This window comes from Crossiella sp. S99.2 (assembly GCF_023094165.1).
GTDB lineage: Bacteria > Actinomycetota > Actinomycetes > Mycobacteriales > Pseudonocardiaceae > Crossiella.
Genome location: NZ_JALMDK010000007.1, coordinates 254,276 through 272,968 on the forward strand (window position 1 = coordinate 254,276; position 18,693 = coordinate 272,968).

The window sequence follows — 18,693 nt, forward strand, 5'->3', positions numbered from 1 at the left end:
CACCCTAGCCACGGCACCGACAATCAGGCGGTGACTCCGGTGAAACAGTGTGGGCGCAGGAACTCCTCGGCCGCCGCGGCTACCTCGGCCAGGGTCAGGGCCCGCAACTGTTCCGGGTAGGTCAGCAGCCAGCGTGGGCTCAGGCCGTAGGCGGCGTACCCGGCCGCGGCGGTGGCCAGGTCGGCCAGACTGGCCACACCGAGCCGGGTCATGCCGATGGCGTACTGGCGGGCCTGCTCGAATTCGTCCGGGGTCGGTGTGAAGCCGGTCAGCAGGGCCTGGATCTCGGTGACGATGCGCGGCACCGAGGCCGGGGCGCCGGTGGTGTCCAGCAACAGCCAGCTGCCGCCGCGGCTCACCTGGAAGGTCGAGGTGGCCGAGTAGACCAGGGCGAGTTCCGCGCGCAGCCTGCGCATCAGCCGGGAACTGGTGAGGCCGCCGAAGACCTGGTTGGCCACGTCCAGCGCGGCACAACGCGGATCGGCGGAGTCGACGGCGGGGGCGGCCAGCAGGATCAGGCCGGTCTCGGCGTCGCCGGTGATCTCGGTGGACTCGCGGTAACGCAGCGGCGGCACCGAATAGCGGGTGAGCGGACCCTGCCAGCAGCCGAAAAGTTCGGTGGCCAGCGCGATCTCGGCGGGGCCGATCGACCCGGCGAGCACCAGGACGGCCTCGTGCGGGGTGAGCACGGCCTGATGCACCCGGTGCAGGTCCTCGGGCGTGGTCGCGGGTGGCCGGGCATCGGCCGGGTCGGTGGCCAGGGGGTGGTTCAGGAAGCGTTGGGACAGCAGGGCACGCTGGGCCTGGGTGCGCGGGCCGGGCACGGTGTTCGCGGCCTTGGCCCAGGCGTGGTTCAGCTCGGCGGCGGTGTAGCCGGGCGCCACCAGGACGCCGTGCAGCAGGCGCAGCAGCTGAGGCAGGCCGGCGCACAGCACACTGCCGGCGAGGGTCAGTTCCTCCGGGCCGACCAGGACGTCGAGGCGGCCTCCGCAGTCGGCCACGGCCTCGGCGAAGGCCCGCCGGTCCCGATCGCGGGCGCCGGTGAGCAGGCAGGCGGCCAGCAGGTCCAGCGAGGCCGCCTCGGGGCCGACCCTGGCGAACGGGATGACCAGGCGGACCTCGGCCACTGGGATGCGGCGCTCGGGAATGGTCAGCAGCCGCAACCCGTTGGGTAGCCGGACCTCGTCTGATGTGGACAGTCCATTCACGACGGTCCCTCCTCGCCGGACAGCACCGTCCGGCCGTGGCCGCCCAGTGCGGCGGCGGCCGCACGGACAGCGTCGGGGCTCAGGCCGGCCAGCGATGCCGGCAGTGGCGCGGTGCCCAGCACCTGACGCCGGGCCAGGTGCTGCACCCGGCTGAGCACGTGATCCTGCTCCTGGTGGTGGTTCAGCAGGAGCCGGTTGACCGCGCGCTGGTACTCGGCGGTCCCGGGGCCGGACACCGCGATCCGGCGCACCTCGGCCTCGATCGCGGCCACCGCCTCAGCGGCGGTCGCACCGGGACGCCGCCGGATCCGACTGGCGGCCAGATCCGGGGCGCGGTGTTCCTGGAACCGGCCCTGGTAGCCGGTTTCGAAGGTGGCGGCCAGCACCGGACCACCGGAGCGGACCAGGGCGGGAATCCGGCTGCCGGAGAGGATGGCGGCCAGCAGCACGGTCGCGAGGTACTCGGCGGGATCGGCGGGCAGGACGTAGCCGATCGCGAGCTGGTCCGGGGCGAGTGTGCTGGCGGCAGGGGCGGACGCAGCGGAAGTCGTTGGGGTGGCGGGATTTCGGGTGGGCAGGTCGGCGAACTCTGCCGCGACCAGCGCCCGGACCCGGTCGGCGTCGAAGCTGCCCGAGATGGTCAGCGTGAAGTTGTCCGGCCGGTAGTGCGTGCTGATGAACGCTTCGCAGTCGGCAGCCGTCACCGCGGCCACTTCGGCCGGTTCGCCATACGGGTCCAGCCATTCGGACCGGGACAGCAGTGCCCGGGACAGCGGCCGCCACGGGAAACCGCCGCGGGTCCGGTCCAGGATGCCGCGGATCTCCTCGCCCACCACCGGCAACTCGGCGGCCAGCCCGTCGGCGCCGAGTCCGTGCAACCGCTGGGCTTCCAGGGCGAGCAGGCCGGGCAGGGCTTCGTCGGGCACCACGGTGTGGAACAGGGTGAGGTCGCGGTGGGTGGTAGCGTTGCTCGACCCGCCCCAGCCCTCGACCCGGGCGGCGAAGTCCGATTCCCGTTGGAACATCAGGTGTTCCACCACGTGCGCGAGGCCGTGGCGGCCGGGTGGGTCGGCGCCGGAGCCCGCGGCGACGGTGAGCGCGACCGCGGTCAGACCCGGCCGGGCGGCCGGGTCCAGCAGCACGGTCAGGCCGTTGCGGAGCAGGGTCACGCCTGGTCGTCCGCCTCGAACACCGAGACGTACACCGCGGCGCCGTCGTCGATGGCCTGCCGCTTCCAGCCCGCGAACCGCTCCACCAGGCGCAGTCCGGCCCGCGCGGCCATCTGGTCCAGCTCCCCTGGCCAGATGTAGCGCAGGAAGGTCACCGCGACCTCGGGCTTGCTGCTCTCGTCGAAGATCGAGGTGGTCAGGAAGATCAGCTGTAGCGCGCGCACGGTCTTCATCGACTCGATGACCACCGAGTTCGGGCCCAGCGGGTAGGTGTTCATCTCGGTCTGCTGCTGGGAGTGGAACTTCGCCGGCTCGAAGGTCTCCAGCACCACCTTGCCGCCAGGGGCGAGGTGGGTGCGGGCGTTGCGAAGTGCGGCGACCTGGTCGTCCGAGCTTTGCAGCAGGCACAGCGCGTTGAAGGAGCCCAGCACCAGGTCGAAGCGCTCGTCCAGGCGGTAGTCGGTGAAGGTGGCGTGCGTGCTGCCCACCCGGCCCTCGGGGTCGCGTTCGGCCAGCTTGGCCAGCATGCCCTGGGAGGCGTCCACGCCGTGCACGCGGAAACCCTTGTCCACCAAGGGAACCGCCAGACGTCCGGTGCCCACGCCGAGTTCCAGCACCGAGGCTCCGGCGGGCAGCAGGCCGGCCACGAAGTCCGCGCATTCCTCGTCGTTGGGGCCTGCTGGGTACATCAGGTCGTAGACCGGCGCGGTCTGATCGCCGTACATCCCGGCGTAGGCGAGCTGGTCGATCGAGGCGAAGGCCGTCTCGCTGGTCTGGGTCATGCCGTCTCCTCCAGGTTGCGGGCCGGGTCGGCCGGGTTGACGCACGCGGCGCGGAAGCTGTTCCGCAGCACCAGGTCCAGTGGTGTCTCCGGGGTGCGGGCGTGGCTGATCAGGGCCTCGGCCAGGGCGGCGCTGCGGTGCTGGCCGAAGCTCATCGAGGCGTACTCCGGCCGCGGGTCGGCCGGTTCCCAGGCCCGCGCGATGCCGGGGGCGAGGCGTTCGGCGAAGCCGGAGGTGCTGGCGCCCAGGCCGGGCGAGCCAGCCAGTTCGGCGGCGATCTCCTGCTCCACCAATGGTTCTTCGCCGGGCAGGTACACTACGACGGCGTCCCGGCGCGGGTAGGCCGCGCGCACCGACAGTGCCTTGGCCCGGTAACGCAGTCCGCGGGCTTCCAGGGTCTTGAGCACCACACCCCACATGCCCGGCGCGGCGTCGGGTTCGGTGACGTGGAAGAACATCCGGCGCAACCCGGCCGCGCTGGCGAACCCGCCGCGCGAGCCTTCGACCAGGAAGAATCCGGCGGAGACCGCGGGCCGCCGGGACGGCATGCCCAGTTCGATCCAGTCCCCGGGGTTCAGCTCGACCCCGCTGGGCACCGATTCGGCGGGCACCCCGGCGCGTACGCCGAGCAGTCGCACCACCACGTCCCCGGCCGGGGTCACCCGCAGCACCTCGGCGGGCACCGGCGCGGTGTCGTGCGGCACCACCTCGGCCAGCGCCCGCTCGAAGTCGTGGTCGCGCAGGCTTCGGTCGGGCAGGGATTCGGTGCTGGACAAGGTGGTCTGGCCGGTGTGGATCTCGTTGTACAGCGCGGCGGCCAGTTTCGCGCGCAGCTCACGCACGGTCCGGCCGCGCACCGCCAGCCCGCACACCTCGGCGGAGAGGTCGTCCAGGTCCACCGAGATCCGGTCCAGGTATCCGGTCAGGCTCATGCCGCCACCTCAGTGTCCGAAGTGGACAGTCCAAGTAGGCCGGTGGCCGCGCGCGGATTGAGCAGCACGGTGCGGCCGACGCCGGCGGCGGCGCGGGCGATCGGGCTGAGCACCGAGCGTTCCCGGCCGACGCTGAGCAGCCGCTCGAACAGCTGCCAGCCCGCGAAACCCGCTGCCCGCTCGGTGAACCCGGCGTCCACCGCGCCGCGCCGATCCAGGTAGGCCCGCCAGAAGGCGTCCAGGTGGCCCCGGTAGCCGCGGAAAGCGGTGACCCCGCGCTGCACGATGTCCTCGTGCCGCAGTTCGGGCGCCTCGCTGTCGGTGATTTTGAAGGTGGCCTGGAACAGCCACTCGCCGACGAACGCGCCGACATCGCGGGCGGCGTCGGCCAGCCGGAACTCCTCCCAGTCCAGCAGGCGCAACTCGCCGCCGGCCAGCACGAACTGGTCCAGCCGCAGGTCGGTGTGCGCGGGGACCTGCGGCGCGGCGGCCTCCAGGGCACGCAGCCGGTGCACCGCGGCCAGGAACTCGGCGTCCTCCTGCATCAGCGTCCATGCCTGCAACTGCGCCATGCTCAGCTCGCCCAGCACCGCCAGCGGCAGCGCGGCCAGCAACTCCAGCGAGGGCAGTTGCGGGGGAGTGGTGTCCAGCTCCGGACCGTCCAGGCTGTGCACCTGCGCCAGCAGCGACCCGGCTCGCGCGGACAGTTGCGCGTCGAAGTGCCCGTCCTGCACCAGTTCCGCGCCGGAGTGCGCCTCGGCGAGCAGTTCGAAGACCTGGAGACCGTCCACTTCGGACCAGCCGAGGCAGCGCGGCGCCGGGATCCGCCCGGCGGACAACTCCTCGAAGGCCACCGATCGCCGCAGTGCGGCCGGATCCGTGAAGTGTTTGACGAACACGGCCCGGCCGGTGCCAGTGGTACCCGCCCAGTTGGTGTTGCGGCCGCCGTAGGAGGTCAGCCCGTCGGTGGGCAGCTCGCCCAGGCTCAGGCCGGCGAGCAGAGTGTTGACCGCGCTGGCGGGGGCGGTCGGGTTGAACCGGTGCCGGGTGGTCTCAGCCGAGCGCACGCTTGCCCTCCTCGTCGATCAGATCCGCGGCCAGTGCCAGGTATCGCGGCAGCTGGTCGTTCGCGCCGACGTAGACGGCGTGGTCGTGCAGGTGGGTCAGGAAGCGCAGCACCGCGGCCCGGCAGGCAGCGGCGGCGTCGAAGTCCGGGCCGTAGCCCTGCAGGAATGCCTCGGCCAGTCGTTGGCAGTCGTGCGGCACCCCGGCGAGCACGCCGAGCCGTTCCTGCTCGCGCAGCTCCAGGAGTTCGCCGAGCAGCCAGCCCAGGTCCAACTCGGCCGGTCCGGTGGCCAGTTCCGGGCCGCTGAGCAGGCCGACCCGGCCCGCGGACAGCGGTGGCACGATCGAGGCCAGGGAGACCCCACCGTGGATCAGGGTGCCCGGCCGGGCGGCCCAGCTGCACCAGTACCGCACGGTGTCCAGCCGCTGCGCGCCCCAGGCCGCCGCGGCCTGTGCGCGCAGGTCGCTGTCGCCGTCCAGCCAGCGCACCAGCCGGGCCGGGCCGGGTGCGGTGGCCGAGACCGAGCCGGGGGAGTCGTGCAGCACCCGCAGCGAGCGGCCCACGGCGTGCAGTGCGGAGCCGATCAGCGCCGGGACGTTGGGGTGCTCGCGGAAGAGCCAGTCCGCGGCCGAGGACCGGCCGGGCGTCCGATAGGAGTGTCCACTGTGGACGAATTCAGGGGTGCTGAACTCGGCCGGGGTGTCCGCGGGCAGCAACGCGGCGACCTCCGCGGACACCGGGACGAGCGGTTCCGCGCGCTGCGCGCCCGCGGTGCGCAGCCAGCGGAACGCGGACTCGCCGTCGGGGTAGACCCGGGTGCGCTGGAAGCCGGTGCCGAAGTCCAGTTCGGCCTGCGGGGCCACCCCGAGGCGGGCCGAGAGCAGCGACAACACCGTGGGCAGGTCGGCGGTCTCACCGTCCGGGCCGCCGGTGGCGGCGCTGTGCGCGGCGGTGGGCCGGGCCAGCTCGAACCGCGGGTCCGAGTCCAATGTGGACAGATGCGCGGCGATGGCAGGGCTGCGTTCGGCGCCGGGAGGCAGTGAGGGCGCGATGCCCACCGGGGCGGCGGTGAGCTGCAACGCGAGCAGCAGCGGGGTGTCGGTCAGGCCCAGGGCCAGCCTGGACAGGAAGTGCACGGTGGCCGCCTGCACCACGATGGCGTCGGCCCACTCGGCCAGCTCCACGTGCGGGGCGACCGGCGCGGGCTGCTCGGTCCACTCGTCGAAGAACACCGGCGTCCGGGTCATCGCGGCAACCGCCTGCGGCGACACGAGTCTGGTGGCACTCCGGGTCAGCGCGACCCGCACGGTGAGACCGGGATAGTTGTGCCGCAACCAGTTCAGCCAGAACGGCAGCATGCTCACCCCGAGCGCGCCGGTGCCCACGACGAGCAGGTTGCGCACGGGTAGTTCGGGTGGTGAAAGCACACTCGGGACGAGTGGCGGTGACGAAGACACCGTTCCCCCAGGATTGGTTGCTCGCCTGAGCGCACGTCAGTAGGGTGGGCGGTCGGACTGCGCTGACCAGCTATCAGCTCGGCCAGAGACTGTGTTTTCACGCTGGTCAGCGCAGCCCGCCGACCGCACAACTCACTCGAAAGAGTGACTTGTATCAGCCGTTCTTCGGGGTTTCTTTCAAATCCCCTATTCCTGCACTCACCTCACGTTATGTGGTTCGAGTGAAATGAGCGTCAAACAATTCGAACCATCAGCACATGAAGCGAATGGTGAGGATGGTGCCCTGCACACACGGGATGCTGGATGGCGTGGCCGGGGTGATCGCCGGGGTGGCGGGCGTGATGCCGGCCTCCGCGGTGTCGTGCTCGGTCAGGCTCAGCTCCTCGGCGGTGGTGTAGGCCGCGTAGCCGGTGAACAGGTCGCGCTCCTGCATGTTCTGCATTGAATTCCCCTATACTCGGTACACGGGGGATGAGCAGGTCTGTCGGCAGTGGGCATGGCCCGGCGAATGCGCCGTATCCAGCGGATACGTCAGGATCGTGCCCCCAGTTCAGACGTGCACTCGTTCCCCCAGTTGGATTGAGCAATACCTTCCTAGCATGGCCGAGAAGGCGGTTGCAACCGAAACATCCGTTTTCACATATGGCGCAGACGCGGTATGGAGGTTTCCCTCCATCGACAGTCAAACAATGGCGGCTCGACACGAGTTCGGTGTACGGTGCGGTCATCTGGGGAAACTTCCGGCGTGCCCGCAGGTCACCATGCCGCCACGCCGGCCACGCGATATCTGGGGACTGACCTATGGCTACCCGTACCGGCGTCACCGCCGCGACCGCACTCGAAGACCCGCCGGGCGCGCTGTCCGCGGCGGAGGCGCAGGCCGCGCTGTACGCCCAGTTCGCGCCGCCTGCACCACAGCCGGGCGCCTTCCGCACGCTGCTCCAGTACGCGCGACCGCACCGCGGGGTGCTCGTCATCACGCTGCTGCTGTCCCTGCTCGCCAGCGCGGCCGGCCTGGCCCAACCGATGGTGGCCCGGTCCACATTGGACGGTCTGACCACCGGCGGCGGCGTGCTCGGCCCGGTGTTGTTGTTGCTGGGCCTGCTCATCGGCGGCATGGCGGTGACCGGGCTGAACGCCTGGTTGCAGCAACGCACTTCGCAACGGGTGATCCGGCAGGTCCGCCGCGGCCTGGTGCACCGGCTGATCCGGGTCAAGGTGGCCGAACTGGACTCCCGGCAGCCGGGTGACCTCTCCGCCAGGGTCACCTCGGACAGCACGCTGTTGCAGAGCGCGGCCACCGACGGCCTGGTCATGATCGTCAGCGGTGGGCTCACCCTGATCGCCGCGGTGGTGCTGATGGCCACCCTGCACCTGGGCCTGCTGCTGATCACCCTGGGCGTGCTGGTGGTGGTCGGCCTGCTGCTGATGGTGGTGCTGCCCAAGATCCGGCTGTCGGTGGCCCGCGCGCAGGAGTCGGTGGGCGCGGTCGGCGCGGCCCTGGAACGCATCCTGGGTGCGGCCCGGCTGGTCAAGGCCAACGGCGCGGAGGCGCGGGAGACCGAACAGGCCAACGCGGCCGTGGACAGCGCGTATGAGGCCGGACTGACCAGCGCCAAGTACACCGCGGTGGTCAGCATGATCTCCGGGGTCTCGGTGCAGCTGGCCTTCCTGGCGGTGCTGGGCGTGGGCGGCATGTTCGTCGCGGCCGGGTCGCTGTCGCTGTCCGCGCTGATCGCCTTCCTGCTCTACCTGTTCTACCTCTCCGACCCGATCGTGTCGCTGATCGGCGGTTTTTCCACCCTGCAAACGGGTTTGGGCGCGATCGGCCGGATCGAGGAGGTGCAGAACATCCCCGCCGAGGACGATGTGGACCTGGACACCGCCCCGGCCCCGCGCAAGCCGCCGACGGTGACCGTGCGCGGTGTGCACTTCCAGTACGCCGACCGCTCGCCCGCGCTGACCGGCGTCTCCTTCACCGCCCGCGCCCGTGCGCAGACCGCCCTGGTCGGCCCGTCCGGTGCCGGTAAGACCACGCTTTTTGGTCTGCTGCAACGCTTCTACGAGCCGGAGCAGGGCGAGATCCTACTTGACGACGTGGACATCGCCACCCTGCCCCGTGGCGAGGTGCGGCGCAGGCTGGCCTACGTTGAGCAGGACGCCACCACGTTGTCCGGCACCGTGCGGCAGAACCTGCTCTACTCCGCGCCCGAGGCCACCGACGCCGAGATCGAGGAAGTGTTGCGCGCCACCATGCTCACCGATTTTGTGGCCGGATTGCCGCAGGGCCTGGACACCTCGGTCGGCTCCCGCGGCGTCACCCTCTCCGGCGGGGAGCGGCAGCGACTGGCCATCGCCCGCGCGCTGCTGCGCCGTCCGGACGTGCTGCTGCTGGACGAGGCCACCGGTCAGCTCGACTCGCGCAATGAACAGGCATTGCGCACCACCATCGCCCGCGCGGCCGAGCAGTGCACGGTGTTGCTGATCGCGCACCGCCTGTCCACCATCACCGAGGCGGACCAGATCGTGGTGCTGGAACAGGGGCAGGTCCGCGCCACCGGCTCGCATCAGTCCCTTGTGGACGGTGACGACCTGTACCGCGAACTCGCCGCCACCCAGCTGCTCACCGGAGCCGCGAAGTGACCGCCCCGGCCCGCACCGAACCGTTCTTCGGCCCCTTCGCCACGCTGCGGATGCTGCCGCTGCCCGGGATGCGGGTGGTGGACCTGTACGAGGGCTTCTTCGCCGATTTCTACGGTGGCATGGCGGAGAACTTCACCGCCGACCTGACCTGGCTGGCCCGCCGGGTGGGCCAGAACCCGGCCCAGGTGCTGGACCTGTGCTGTGGCACCGGCCGGCTCAGCACCCTGCTGGCCACCGCCGGCCACACCGTCACCGCCGTGGACAACGCCCCGGCCATGCTCGCCCGCGCGCAACGCCGCCGCGCCAAGCTGTCCGCCGAGGTCGCCGCCCGGTGCACCTTCACCGAGGCCGATGTGCTCACCCTGGATCTGGGCCGCCGCTTCGACCACGTGCTGCTCAGCGGACTGTCCGTGTCCACCTTCACCAACCCCGCCGACCGGTCCCGGCTCTTCGCCACCGCGGCCCGGCACCTGCACCCGGGCGGCACCTTGATCTTCGACCACCTGCCCGGCCCGACCAGTCCGGACGAACACCGCGAGGAACACGACGTGATCCCGCTCGGCCCCACCGGTGCGGGCGGTTTTGTGCTGGCCGGAACCCGGCGCAGTGCCGCCGAAGGCAGGCAGACCGCCAACTTCTACGCCGAGCGGATCGGCCCGGACGGCGCCACCGACCGCTTCCTCGCACACAACGTGCTCGCCATGCTCGCTCCCGACCGGTTGGACGGCGAACTCGCCGAACACGGTTTCCGGCCTGCCGTCGGCGAACTGCTGCACCCGGGGGCGTTGCTGGCCGAGCAGACCGGGATGGACCCGGCCGCGTTCACCGGATCCGGGGAACTGGACCACATGCGGTTGCGTTTCGTGGCCGCCGAGTTGGGGAGCCGAGCATGACGAACCGGACACTGGCCGAGGACCTGGCCCTGCTACTGCTCGACGACACCGGCCGGTTCAGCCCCAAACGCAGCGCCGAGGGCCTCTTCGCCGGCGCCCTGATGTTCGAGCTGGCCGCGCTGGACCGCCTGGAACTCTTCGACGAGGAACACCGCCTCTTCGTCCAGGACAGCACCCAGACCAGCGACAACCTGCTCAACGACACCCTCGCGCGGCTTGGTGAAGCCGAGGGTTCGATCGTGCGCGACGCCCTCGGCCTGGTCGCGGTCGGTGTCCTGGACCGGGTGATGACGCGGCTGGTCGCGGCGGGTCTGGTCCGCGAGGAGAAGCAGCGCAGGCGGCTGCTGTTCAGCACCACGGTGTGGCCGCTGACCGAGACCGACACCCGGCACGCCTTCCGCGCCCGGCTGCACGCCGCGCTGGCGGAGAGCGTCGAACCGGACCACCGCACCGAGCTGCTGCTCGCCTACCTGCACTCCGCAGACCTCTTGGAAGTGGTCTCTGACCAGCAAGAACACGCCGAACGGGCCGAGTCGCTGACCGAGCGGCTGTGGGCGCGGCACCCGGCACTGGGGGTGTTCGCGGAGCAGGCGTTCCAGGGCTCCGGCGAGGGTGTCATCCCGATGATTTGACGGCGCGAAGATGGATCCTGATCATCTGCCACCGACCTGACTTCGCTCAGGGGACCTCGGCGCGACAGCCAGCACAGACCGACCGCTGAGGACTGTCCTCAATGGTCGGTCTGTGGCACTTCCCGAGGATGGGGCGGGGAACACGGGAGTGTCCTGCCGGGTACTCCTACTCGAAGTCCGCCCACATAGCGGCCCACTGACCAAGGATCCCTGCGACTTGCAGACCCTGCGAGGCGACAGAGAGCCTCTTGTCGATCTGATGGAACCGTGTGCGACGGATATCGAGGATCCTCGGACGCGCTCCTGGCAGAAGATCGCCCATCACTTCGTTCATCGCGAACAGGATCGGCTGAGCAGCGTCCTTCGTCAGCTGCTCTTCCTTCAGATACAGGTAGACCACCGCGAGGTCGTCTGCCGCGGTCTTGTAGGCCAACTGAGGGTTCACTGTCATGCCGATGGTCTTGCCCCGGAAGACAGCAGCCCCGACAGGAACATTTGCGTAGCCCGAGTTCCAAGCGGTGACGAAGCCTTCCCGTAGCGCCATGTAGTGACGGGCTTTCGTCGTGCCACGTACCTTGCGAACTGCGGAGTCCAGAACCTCAGTACGAGTCACGTCAGAGGCGAAGCTCTTCATGGCGGTGATCATCGGACCGTAGAAGTTCCACGGCTGGCGGTCCGGATCAGTGAGCATCTTGTGCTGCTCGCGCACCAAGCTGGCCTGGCGGCCGAGCTTGCAGTTGGCGAAGTCGAGGATGAGCCCGACGGGCGGCCTGTTTGGGTCCAAAGGGACCTCCTACCACGTAGCTGGCAGGGCTCCGACCCGATCAGACTTCTTGCCCTCATATGGCGAGTGCAAGAGAGCAACGGTAGGGTTCGAGTGTCTACGTCGGTACCCCTGGATGGAAGCTCTGCCTAAGCGGAACTTCCGCTCAGGGGTACCTTACGCTGCGGTTTCACGTATATGACCCGCTAGTCGCACGTCGTTCGCTCAAGTGTTCGATCCTGTCGTTCGACGGTCAACTATCTCTCCGTGGTGCCGATCAGCCGGTTGCTCAGAAGTGGCGGATACCGTTCACCCGAACGCCTGAGAGATGAGCGGTCTGTAACCCTCGCCGAGTTGAGGTGGGCTCTTCCAAACTTTTTGGTGGCAGTCCGCTTCTAGTGTGTGCACAAGGCGCCGGGGTGGGGCCAACAACGCAGCGGCTAGACACCTCCGCCTCGGAGCCGGGCTGTCGCTCCTTGCTCGTTTCAGCGAGTTCCTCGGTGACGCGTCCTGGCCTTTCATGGGCCTGGCGCACTGGGCCCTGCCCCGATCGCGGATGCGAGGCCCTCAACCTGCCCTTTTGCGGCCCGGGTGGGTTCGGACCCGAGTCCTGGCAGGTCATAGGATGCGGGCGTGCCTACGAACGACGCCCCGTCCGCGCTGGTCGACGACTTCGCGCTGCTCCTGCTCACCGAAGACGGCCAGTTCGCCACCCGGCGGTCCCTGGACGGGCTGTTCGCGGTCGCGCTGCTGATCGAGCTGGCCCAGCTGGAACGGCTGGAGCTGTTCGGCGAGGACAACCGGCTTTTCGTCACCGACGACTCCGACACCGGGGTGCCCGCGCTGAACGAGGCGCTGGCCGCGCTGGAGGAGCACAAGGGATCTGTCGTCAAGGAGGCCATCGCGCGGCTGTCGACCGGGCAGAAGGACCGGGTGCTGGGGCGGCTGGTCGCCGAGGGCGCGGTGGAGTCGCGCACCGAGCGGCGCAAGCTGATCTTCTCCAACACCACCTGGCACCTGGTGGACACCGCCCGCCGGAACAAGATCCACGCCGACATCAAGGCGGTGCTCTTCGGCGCGGAGGACCCGGCCGAGCAGGACGAGCTGATCGTCGGGCTGCTGTCCGCGGCCGCGCTGGTCAAGATCGTCGCCGGGCGCAGCAAGACGGCCAAGCAGATCGCGGAGAAGGTCTGGGAGCGGTACCCGGTGGCCGGCGTCGTGATCGACCTCGGCGTGCAGGGCGTGCCGGAGGGCATCATCCCGCCGATCTGATCACTCGAACGGAGCGCGGCGGCGCTCGAACGGCGGCTTTGCCAACGTATGCGCCGGGTCAGGATCAACGCGTGGACGAACGCGCGATCGAGGCTCTCAAGTTCCAGGGTGATCCGCCCGCTGACGCGGTCATCGCCGAGCTGGTGGCCACCGGCGAGATCAGCCGGGTGAACACCCTGCTCGCCGAGTTGCGCGCCAATGACGAGCCCATCCCGGAACACCTGCCACCTGTGGTGCGCGAGTTCCTGATCGCCACCGACAACCCGCCGCCGTGGACCGACCTCGCCAGGGTGAGTCGCGCGCAGGAGTTCTTCCTCGATGACGGCATGCATGTGGCCTCGGTGCTCTCCTTCGGCGCCATGGTCAACTGTTACGCCCAGCCGCGCCCGTCCAAGGTGCTGACCCTGACCCACCGGCTCAACCAGCCGCACCGCAGGCTGTCCGAGACCGCGCAGTTCGTGCTGAGCCTGATGGCGCCCAAGCCGTTCACCAGTGGTGGCTCGTTCGTGCCGGTGATCCAGAAGACCCGGCTGATCCACGCCGCGGTCCGCTACTTCATCGCGCGCTCGCCGGAATGGGATCACGAGCGCGACGGGGTGCCGATCTGCCAGCAGGACCTGCTCGGCGCACTGCTCATCTTCTCCGTGCAGGTGATCATCGGCATGCGCCGGATCGGCATCTCGGTGACCGAGCAGGAGGCCGAGGACTACTACCACGTGTGGCGGGTCGCCGGGCACCTGCTGGGCATCCGCACCGAGGCGATGCCGGAGACCCTGGCCGAGGCCGAAGCGCTCAACACCACCCTGGTCGAGGCGAGCTACGGGCCGTCGGAGGATGGCGTCGAGCTGACCTCGGCATTGGTTGAGCTGTACCGGAAACTCATGCCGGGCAAGGCTTTTGACGGGGTGGTGCCCGCGATGGTGCGGCAGGTGGTGAACCCGGAGGTCGCGGATTGGCTGCGGGTGCCCAAGCAACGTGGCTGGGGCCGGGTGGTCGGGTTCGGGGTGCGGGTGATGCGGCGGCTGGAGCGGGCCGAGGACGAGAGCGAGGTGGCCCGGCGGGTGCTGGATCGCGCGGCGCGGCTGTTGTTGAGCGTGAACGTGCGGCAGTTGACCGACGGGCAGTCGACGGCGTTGACGATTCCGGCGGAGTTGCGGGAGAAGTGGGGCGCGGGGTCAGGCTGAGTGTTGTGGGCGGGCTGCTCGGCCCGGCGGGCGTGCGGGATTCAGCCTGAGCGCTGGGGGCCGTCGACCTGTTCGGCCAGGCGCTGGAGGTAGCCGGCGAAACGCTGCCGGTCCGCCTCGGCCCAGTCCGCGGTCAGCTCGCCGAAGGCTTCCCGTTGCCAGTCCAGTGCGCCGGTCAGGAGTTTCCGCCCGGACCCGGTGAGCCGTGGCACCGTCCGCCGTCTGTCCACTTCGGACTCGGCGCGGGCCAGGTAACCCGCGGCGGTGGCGTCCCGGACCAGGCGGCTGGCCCCGGAGTGATCCAGGCCCAACCGGTGCGCGATCTCGCCCACGCTCGGTTCCACCCCGCCGGTCACCGCGCTGTGCACGGCTTCGAGGGTGTGCACGTGCTGGACCTGGCGTTGTTCGCCCGCGGCCAGGCCGGCCCAGCGCCGGGACCAGAACCGCACCAGCCGGAACAACGCCGGACCGCCGTCATCGGAGCGCGCCATGGCTGTCAACCTATCCTAGACATGTGCGAATCGCACCCTTGTCGTGTGCGATTCGCACGCATATGCTGCGGGACCATGACCATCACGCTGAACCACCTGATCATCCCGGTCGCCGACCGCTGGGCCGGATCCCGTTTCCTGGCAAGGCTTATCGGCGGCGAGCCCGGTGCCGCCGGGCCGTTCGCGGCGCTGCGGGTCAATGCCGAGCTGACCCTGGACTTCGCCGACGACCAGCCCCTGGCTGCCGGGCACTACGCCTTCCTGCTCGACGACGCCCGGTTCGACGCCCTGCTCGCCGTGCTGGCCGCCGACCTGGCGATCGACTACGGCTCGGGGGTGGAACACGGCTGGGACCGGCGGACCAACAGCCTCGGCGGTGGCCGCGGGGTCTACGTGCGGGACCCCGACGGCCACTCCTACGAGTTCTTCACGGCGGTGCCCTAATAATGTGGAATTTCCCTAGATATGGGGTTCGGTGAATGTGGGTGTCACACAATCCGGTCAACTCCGCGAGAACGGCTCTGACAGGGCGCTACATTTCCTGACTGGGATTCGCGTCATGGGATTCACGTAAGCGGAAGTCAGGCCAATCATGAAGAATTCTTCGTTCCCTGGATTATCCCTATCCCGGCTGGTGCTCGCCGCAGGGCTGAGCCTGGCCATGATCCTGACCGGTGTCGTGGCGGTGCTGCCTGGCACAGCGCACGCGGAGAACAACGGCAAGCTGAACCCGGGTGATCCCGGCACCGGCGTCTTCCAGGCGTGGAACGGTGATCAAGCCCCTGGTGGCGGCTGGGGCCAGTACCCGGTCTGCCTCTACCACGCCGAGCCGACCGAGGACAACGACGAGTACCGGCCCTTTGTGACCGCCTGCGCCAACTACGACAAGGGCGGCACCTGGCACGACTACTCCGACCTGTGGGTGCGCACCACCACCGGCCGAATGGTCGGCGGCTACTCGAAGCAGCAACGCCGCTATCGGTGCATGCAGCAGTCGGCACTGTCCAGCTACACCGAATCGCAGTCGTGTGACAACAGCATCGGGCAGCAATGGAATTTCCTGAGCACCGGCCAGATCGAGTCGGCCAAGTTTCCCGGCAACTGCGTCACCTTCGAGACCGCGAACTCGCTGTGGTGGACCTACAAATGGGGCCGGGTGATCCTCGCCCCGTGCGGCCAGTCGGACACCCGGCAGTTCTGGAAGCTGCCCGCCGAGGCATCCGGCACGGATCAGCCGCTGCTCTGCAAGATCCCGGGCGCAGGCTCGACCGGTCCGGCCGGCCGGACCGCCGTCGCCCCGGCTTCGGCGCGGCAGGCCGACCCGAACCAGGTGGCCACCTGGAACATGCAGGGCGCCTGCGCCAGTAGTGAGGACAAGTGGAACAGGGTCGTGCAGCCACTGGCCAATCAGAACCGGGTGGTCGCGCTCCAGGAGGCCGGACAGCCGCCGGACAGCGCCCGCCCGCTGGGCAATCCGGTGCCGGGCGCGCCGCTCGCCAGGCAGTACCGGTGGGGTGGCACCGCGAGTCGTCCGGGCTATCACGTGTTCTTCCTGGAGACCGATCCCGGCGCACGGCGGGTCAACCTGGCGATCGTCACCAGGGAGCGACCCGATGAGGTCGTGGTCGTGCCCAACCCGATGGGCGGCCGGGCGGCGCTGGGCGTCCGATTCGGGAACATGTTCTACTTCACCGTGCACGCCTGGTCCGGTGGCGGCAATGACGCCGCCAGACTGCTCGGCGAGATCGACGCCATGGTGACCGCGCTCGGCCCGGCCTTCGGCTACGCCGTGCTGGGTGACTACAACCGGCTGCCCGGACTGCTCAGGGCACCGGTGAACGGTCAGGTCCAGCCGCCGAGCGCGCCAACCCACCCAGCGCTGAACCCGACCAGCGCCTACGACTACCTGGTCGCCAGTCTCAACGTGGTGGCGAACGCGATTGCGGTGCTCGCCGCGCTGTATTCCGACCACCTGGTGTCCACCTTCAAGGTGATTCCCCGCTGACAGCTGGCCGCGGGGTCCCCGTACCGGACCCCGCGGCCACGCGGCGTGTTGGCCGTTGTCGTACCCAGTCTTGGCCAATCGGCGGCGTGATCCGCACTCCCGTACCACTTGGGCCAACTGGTACGCCCACTTTGGCCAAACCGGCGTACCAGTTGGGCCAACTCGCCGTCCACAACGGCCAACACGGGGGCTTCTGGCTCAGGACAGGCGTAGTTCGCGCCAGGCTGGGACCGTGCCGCCGGTTACGCATACCCAGGAGTGCACTGGGTTTGTCGCTGAGATCGCGGTGTTCAGCCATACGTCGCCGGGCTGGAAGCCGGCGCCGGTTGGCGCCGCGGTGCCGGAACCTTGTTGCTGCCAGGCGTTCGCGGTGCGGGTGGCGGTGATCTCGGACTGGTCCACCCGGATCCGGGAGCCGGTGCCGCCGGGTGCGTTGTTGGTGATTGGCACGCTCGCCCTGGGCACCGCGCCGTCGAAGGACCACTGGGTGTTGGGCCCGGCGATGTGCAGGTATTCGGTGACCTCGCTGGGGGTGAAGGCCGGGTCGATGGTGATCACGTTGCCGGCGACGACAAACCGGTGCCGGTCCGGGCCGGTGTGCTCGACCTGGAGGTAGCCGTTGATCCGGTTGCGGAAGTGCTGGGGCGCGGGGTTGGTGTGGAAGGTGTTGCCCGCGATCACGCAGTCGCTGAGCAGCTGCACCGCGATCCGCAGCGCCTTGTTGTTGTAGGCGGGCTGGCGCCGGCCGGAGTTGGAGTGCGCGCAGTCGACGAAGGCGTTGTTGTCCACCTGGAGTCCGCGCCAGCGCCCGCCCTCGATGTAGAGCCCGGAGAACGCGCAGTCGTAGACGGTGTTGCCGGTGATCCGCACGTTGTCGTAGACCGCGTCCGCGGCGGTGGTGTTGTGGAAGGCGAAGGACAGCGCGCCGGCCCGCCGCTCCAGTTCGGTCAGGTACACGTAGTCCAGGACCACGTACTCCTGCGGGTAGCGGATGGTGTTGCCCGCCACCAGCAGGTTGCGGAAACCAATGCTGGGCGGGGGATTCTCGACGGAGCCGCCCTTCTTCACCGCGAACACACCGATGCCACGCATGCCCTTGCCACTGGCCACGGCGCCGGTGTACTTCTCCGGCCGTAGCGTGACGTGGTTGCCGGAGATGGTCATGTCCTCGAAGCCGACGGTGGTGGTGTGCGTGCCGTAGCGGTGCGACCAGATCAGGATGCCGTCCCGGCTGGTCTCGATCAGGTTGTCCTGGCACAGATGCCGGTAGGTGGTGCCGCCGTGCCGGGCGTTGCCGGTGATGTTGATCCCGATCTGGAACTTCTCGATCAGGTTGCCCTGCACCACGGTGTTGGTGGCGTGCGTCTCGATCGCGGTGCGCGGCGCTCTCTCCCAGGACACGCCGTGGAACCTGTTGTGCAGCACGGTGAGTGAGGTGCAGGTGGCGTTGACGAAGGAGTGGTCGTCCTCGGCCGCGCCGGTGCGGTTGCTCGCCTCGGTCCACAGGCAGTCGTGCACCGCGACGCTGCCGGAGTCGGCCTGGCCGGGGAAGTACAGCGACACCCGGGCGTCGGCGCGGTGCACGGTCAGGTGCCGCACGGTGATCCGGCCGAACTTCGGCGTGTAGGCGTAGCTGGAGATCGAACTCACCAGCACCGGGACCATCTTGCCGTTGGACTCGATCTCCACCGGCGGCTTGTTCCGCTCACAGTTGTGATCGATGGTGAAGTCGGTGAAGCACACCAGGTCCGGCACCACCGGGCCCTGGGCGAAACCGAGCACCGCGCCGTAGACGTAGGGCTTGTCCGGGGCGGGCTGGTCGGCGACCTTGAGCACCGAGGCCGGGCCGTCGCCGCGCACGATCAGGTTGCGGCAGGGCGGGATGGTCAGGATCGGCGCGGCGTGCCAGACCCCGGGCTTGGGCGCGATCAGGTAGGTGCCCGCCGGGATGTGCAGCACGTGGTTGTCGGCCAGTTTGTTCAACGCCAGCTGGATCAGCCTGGCGTTCTCCACCGGGTCACCGCCGCCGTTGCGGTCGACCCCGATGGCGCCCAGGTCGACCACGCGCGTCGGCACCGGGTCGGCAGGCGCGGCGGCGGCCACCCCGGAGCCGGTCAGCGCGGTCGCGGACAACGCGGCCAGGCCGGTGAGCGCGGCACGCCGGGACGGCAACGACTGGTTCACGACAATCCCCCC

Annotated in this window: 17 protein-coding genes; 7 read left to right on the forward strand and 10 right to left on the reverse strand. The window is 69.6% G+C overall.

Features of this window, described 5'->3' with window-relative positions; all coding sequences use genetic code 11:
* Positions 1-23: 23 nt before the first annotated feature.
* The 7 genes from MZC64_RS27730 to MZC64_RS27760 all read right to left on the reverse strand — a co-directional run bounded on the left by MZC64_RS27730 (position 24) and on the right by MZC64_RS27760 (position 7,056).
* A complete protein-coding gene (locus tag MZC64_RS27730) occupies positions 24-1,208 on the reverse strand; it encodes a pitrilysin family protein (protein ID WP_247761822.1) in 1,185 nt (394 codons plus the stop codon).
* Positions 1,205-2,377, reverse strand: a complete 1,173-nt coding sequence (locus tag MZC64_RS27735) for an insulinase family protein (RefSeq protein WP_247761821.1) — start codon at positions 2,375-2,377, stop codon at positions 1,205-1,207. The genes MZC64_RS27730 and MZC64_RS27735 overlap by 4 nt, the downstream gene beginning before the upstream one ends.
* Positions 2,374-3,159 (reverse strand): bifunctional 2-polyprenyl-6-hydroxyphenol methylase/3-demethylubiquinol 3-O-methyltransferase UbiG, encoded by a 786-nt coding sequence (locus tag MZC64_RS27740; RefSeq protein ID WP_247761820.1) that lies wholly within the window; start codon positions 3,157-3,159, stop codon positions 2,374-2,376. Before MZC64_RS27740 ends, MZC64_RS27735 begins: the two co-directional genes overlap by 4 nt.
* Positions 3,156-4,091, reverse strand: coding sequence for a T3SS effector HopA1 family protein (locus MZC64_RS27745; RefSeq protein WP_247761819.1), 936 nt, complete (start codon positions 4,089-4,091; stop codon positions 3,156-3,158). The genes MZC64_RS27740 and MZC64_RS27745 overlap by 4 nt, the downstream gene beginning before the upstream one ends.
* The gene (gene lxmK / locus MZC64_RS27750) at positions 4,088-5,158 is read right to left on the reverse strand and encodes a class V lanthionine synthetase subunit LxmK (RefSeq protein WP_247761818.1); all 1,071 of its coding nucleotides are present in this window, start codon (positions 5,156-5,158) and stop codon (positions 4,088-4,090) included. The genes MZC64_RS27745 and lxmK overlap by 4 nt, the downstream gene beginning before the upstream one ends.
* Complete coding sequence (locus MZC64_RS27755) at positions 5,145-6,560, reverse strand: flavoprotein (RefSeq protein WP_247761817.1); 1,416 nt, start codon at positions 6,558-6,560, stop codon at positions 5,145-5,147. The genes lxmK and MZC64_RS27755 overlap by 14 nt, the downstream gene beginning before the upstream one ends.
* Positions 6,561-6,864: 304 nt before the next feature.
* Positions 6,865-7,056: a hypothetical protein gene (locus MZC64_RS27760; RefSeq protein ID WP_185006029.1), complete on the reverse strand. Its 192-nt coding sequence runs from the start codon at positions 7,054-7,056 to the stop codon at positions 6,865-6,867.
* Positions 7,057-7,415: 359 nt separating this feature from the next.
* Between MZC64_RS27760 and MZC64_RS27765 the strand changes: the two genes are divergently transcribed.
* The 3 genes from MZC64_RS27765 to MZC64_RS27775 are packed head-to-tail and all read left to right on the forward strand — an operon-like array spanning position 7,416 to position 10,782.
* The gene (locus MZC64_RS27765; protein WP_247761816.1) at positions 7,416-9,257 is read left to right on the forward strand and encodes an ABC transporter ATP-binding protein; all 1,842 of its coding nucleotides are present in this window, start codon (positions 7,416-7,418) and stop codon (positions 9,255-9,257) included.
* Positions 9,254-10,150: a class I SAM-dependent methyltransferase gene (locus MZC64_RS27770; protein ID WP_247761815.1), complete on the forward strand. Its 897-nt coding sequence runs from the start codon at positions 9,254-9,256 to the stop codon at positions 10,148-10,150. Before MZC64_RS27765 ends, MZC64_RS27770 begins: the two co-directional genes overlap by 4 nt.
* Positions 10,147-10,782 (forward strand): GPP34 family phosphoprotein, encoded by a 636-nt coding sequence (locus MZC64_RS27775; RefSeq protein ID WP_247761814.1) that lies wholly within the window; start codon positions 10,147-10,149, stop codon positions 10,780-10,782. The genes MZC64_RS27770 and MZC64_RS27775 overlap by 4 nt, the downstream gene beginning before the upstream one ends.
* Before the next feature lie 166 nt (positions 10,783-10,948).
* Here the strand turns inward: MZC64_RS27775 and MZC64_RS27780 are convergent, their stop codons facing one another.
* Positions 10,949-11,566: a hypothetical protein gene (locus tag MZC64_RS27780; RefSeq protein ID WP_247761813.1), complete on the reverse strand. Its 618-nt coding sequence runs from the start codon at positions 11,564-11,566 to the stop codon at positions 10,949-10,951.
* 612 nt (positions 11,567-12,178) lie between these two features.
* On the opposite strand from MZC64_RS27780, the gene MZC64_RS27785 reads away from it, so the two are divergent.
* Both MZC64_RS27785 and MZC64_RS27790 read left to right on the forward strand, forming a co-directional pair.
* Positions 12,179-12,817 (forward strand): GPP34 family phosphoprotein, encoded by a 639-nt coding sequence (locus MZC64_RS27785; RefSeq protein ID WP_247761812.1) that lies wholly within the window; start codon positions 12,179-12,181, stop codon positions 12,815-12,817.
* A gap of 71 nt (positions 12,818-12,888) precedes the next feature.
* Positions 12,889-14,001 (forward strand): oxygenase MpaB family protein, encoded by a 1,113-nt coding sequence (locus MZC64_RS27790; protein ID WP_247761811.1) that lies wholly within the window; start codon positions 12,889-12,891, stop codon positions 13,999-14,001.
* 41 nt (positions 14,002-14,042) lie between these two features.
* On the opposite strand, the gene MZC64_RS27795 is transcribed toward MZC64_RS27790, so the two are convergent.
* A complete protein-coding gene (locus MZC64_RS27795; protein ID WP_247761810.1) occupies positions 14,043-14,492 on the reverse strand; it encodes a MarR family winged helix-turn-helix transcriptional regulator in 450 nt (149 codons plus the stop codon).
* 75 nt (positions 14,493-14,567) lie between these two features.
* Here MZC64_RS27795 and MZC64_RS27800 point away from each other — a divergent pair, with 75 nt between their 5' ends.
* Complete coding sequence (locus MZC64_RS27800) at positions 14,568-14,936, forward strand: VOC family protein (RefSeq protein WP_247761809.1); 369 nt, start codon at positions 14,568-14,570, stop codon at positions 14,934-14,936.
* A 148-nt stretch (positions 14,937-15,084) separates the two neighbouring features.
* Positions 15,085-16,497: an endonuclease/exonuclease/phosphatase family protein gene (locus MZC64_RS27805; RefSeq protein ID WP_247761808.1), complete on the forward strand. Its 1,413-nt coding sequence runs from the start codon at positions 15,085-15,087 to the stop codon at positions 16,495-16,497.
* Positions 16,498-16,695: 198 nt separating this feature from the next.
* On the opposite strand, the gene MZC64_RS27810 is transcribed toward MZC64_RS27805, so the two are convergent.
* Complete coding sequence (locus tag MZC64_RS27810) at positions 16,696-18,681, reverse strand: hypothetical protein (protein ID WP_247761807.1); 1,986 nt, start codon at positions 18,679-18,681, stop codon at positions 16,696-16,698.
* Positions 18,682-18,693 lie beyond the last annotated feature (12 nt).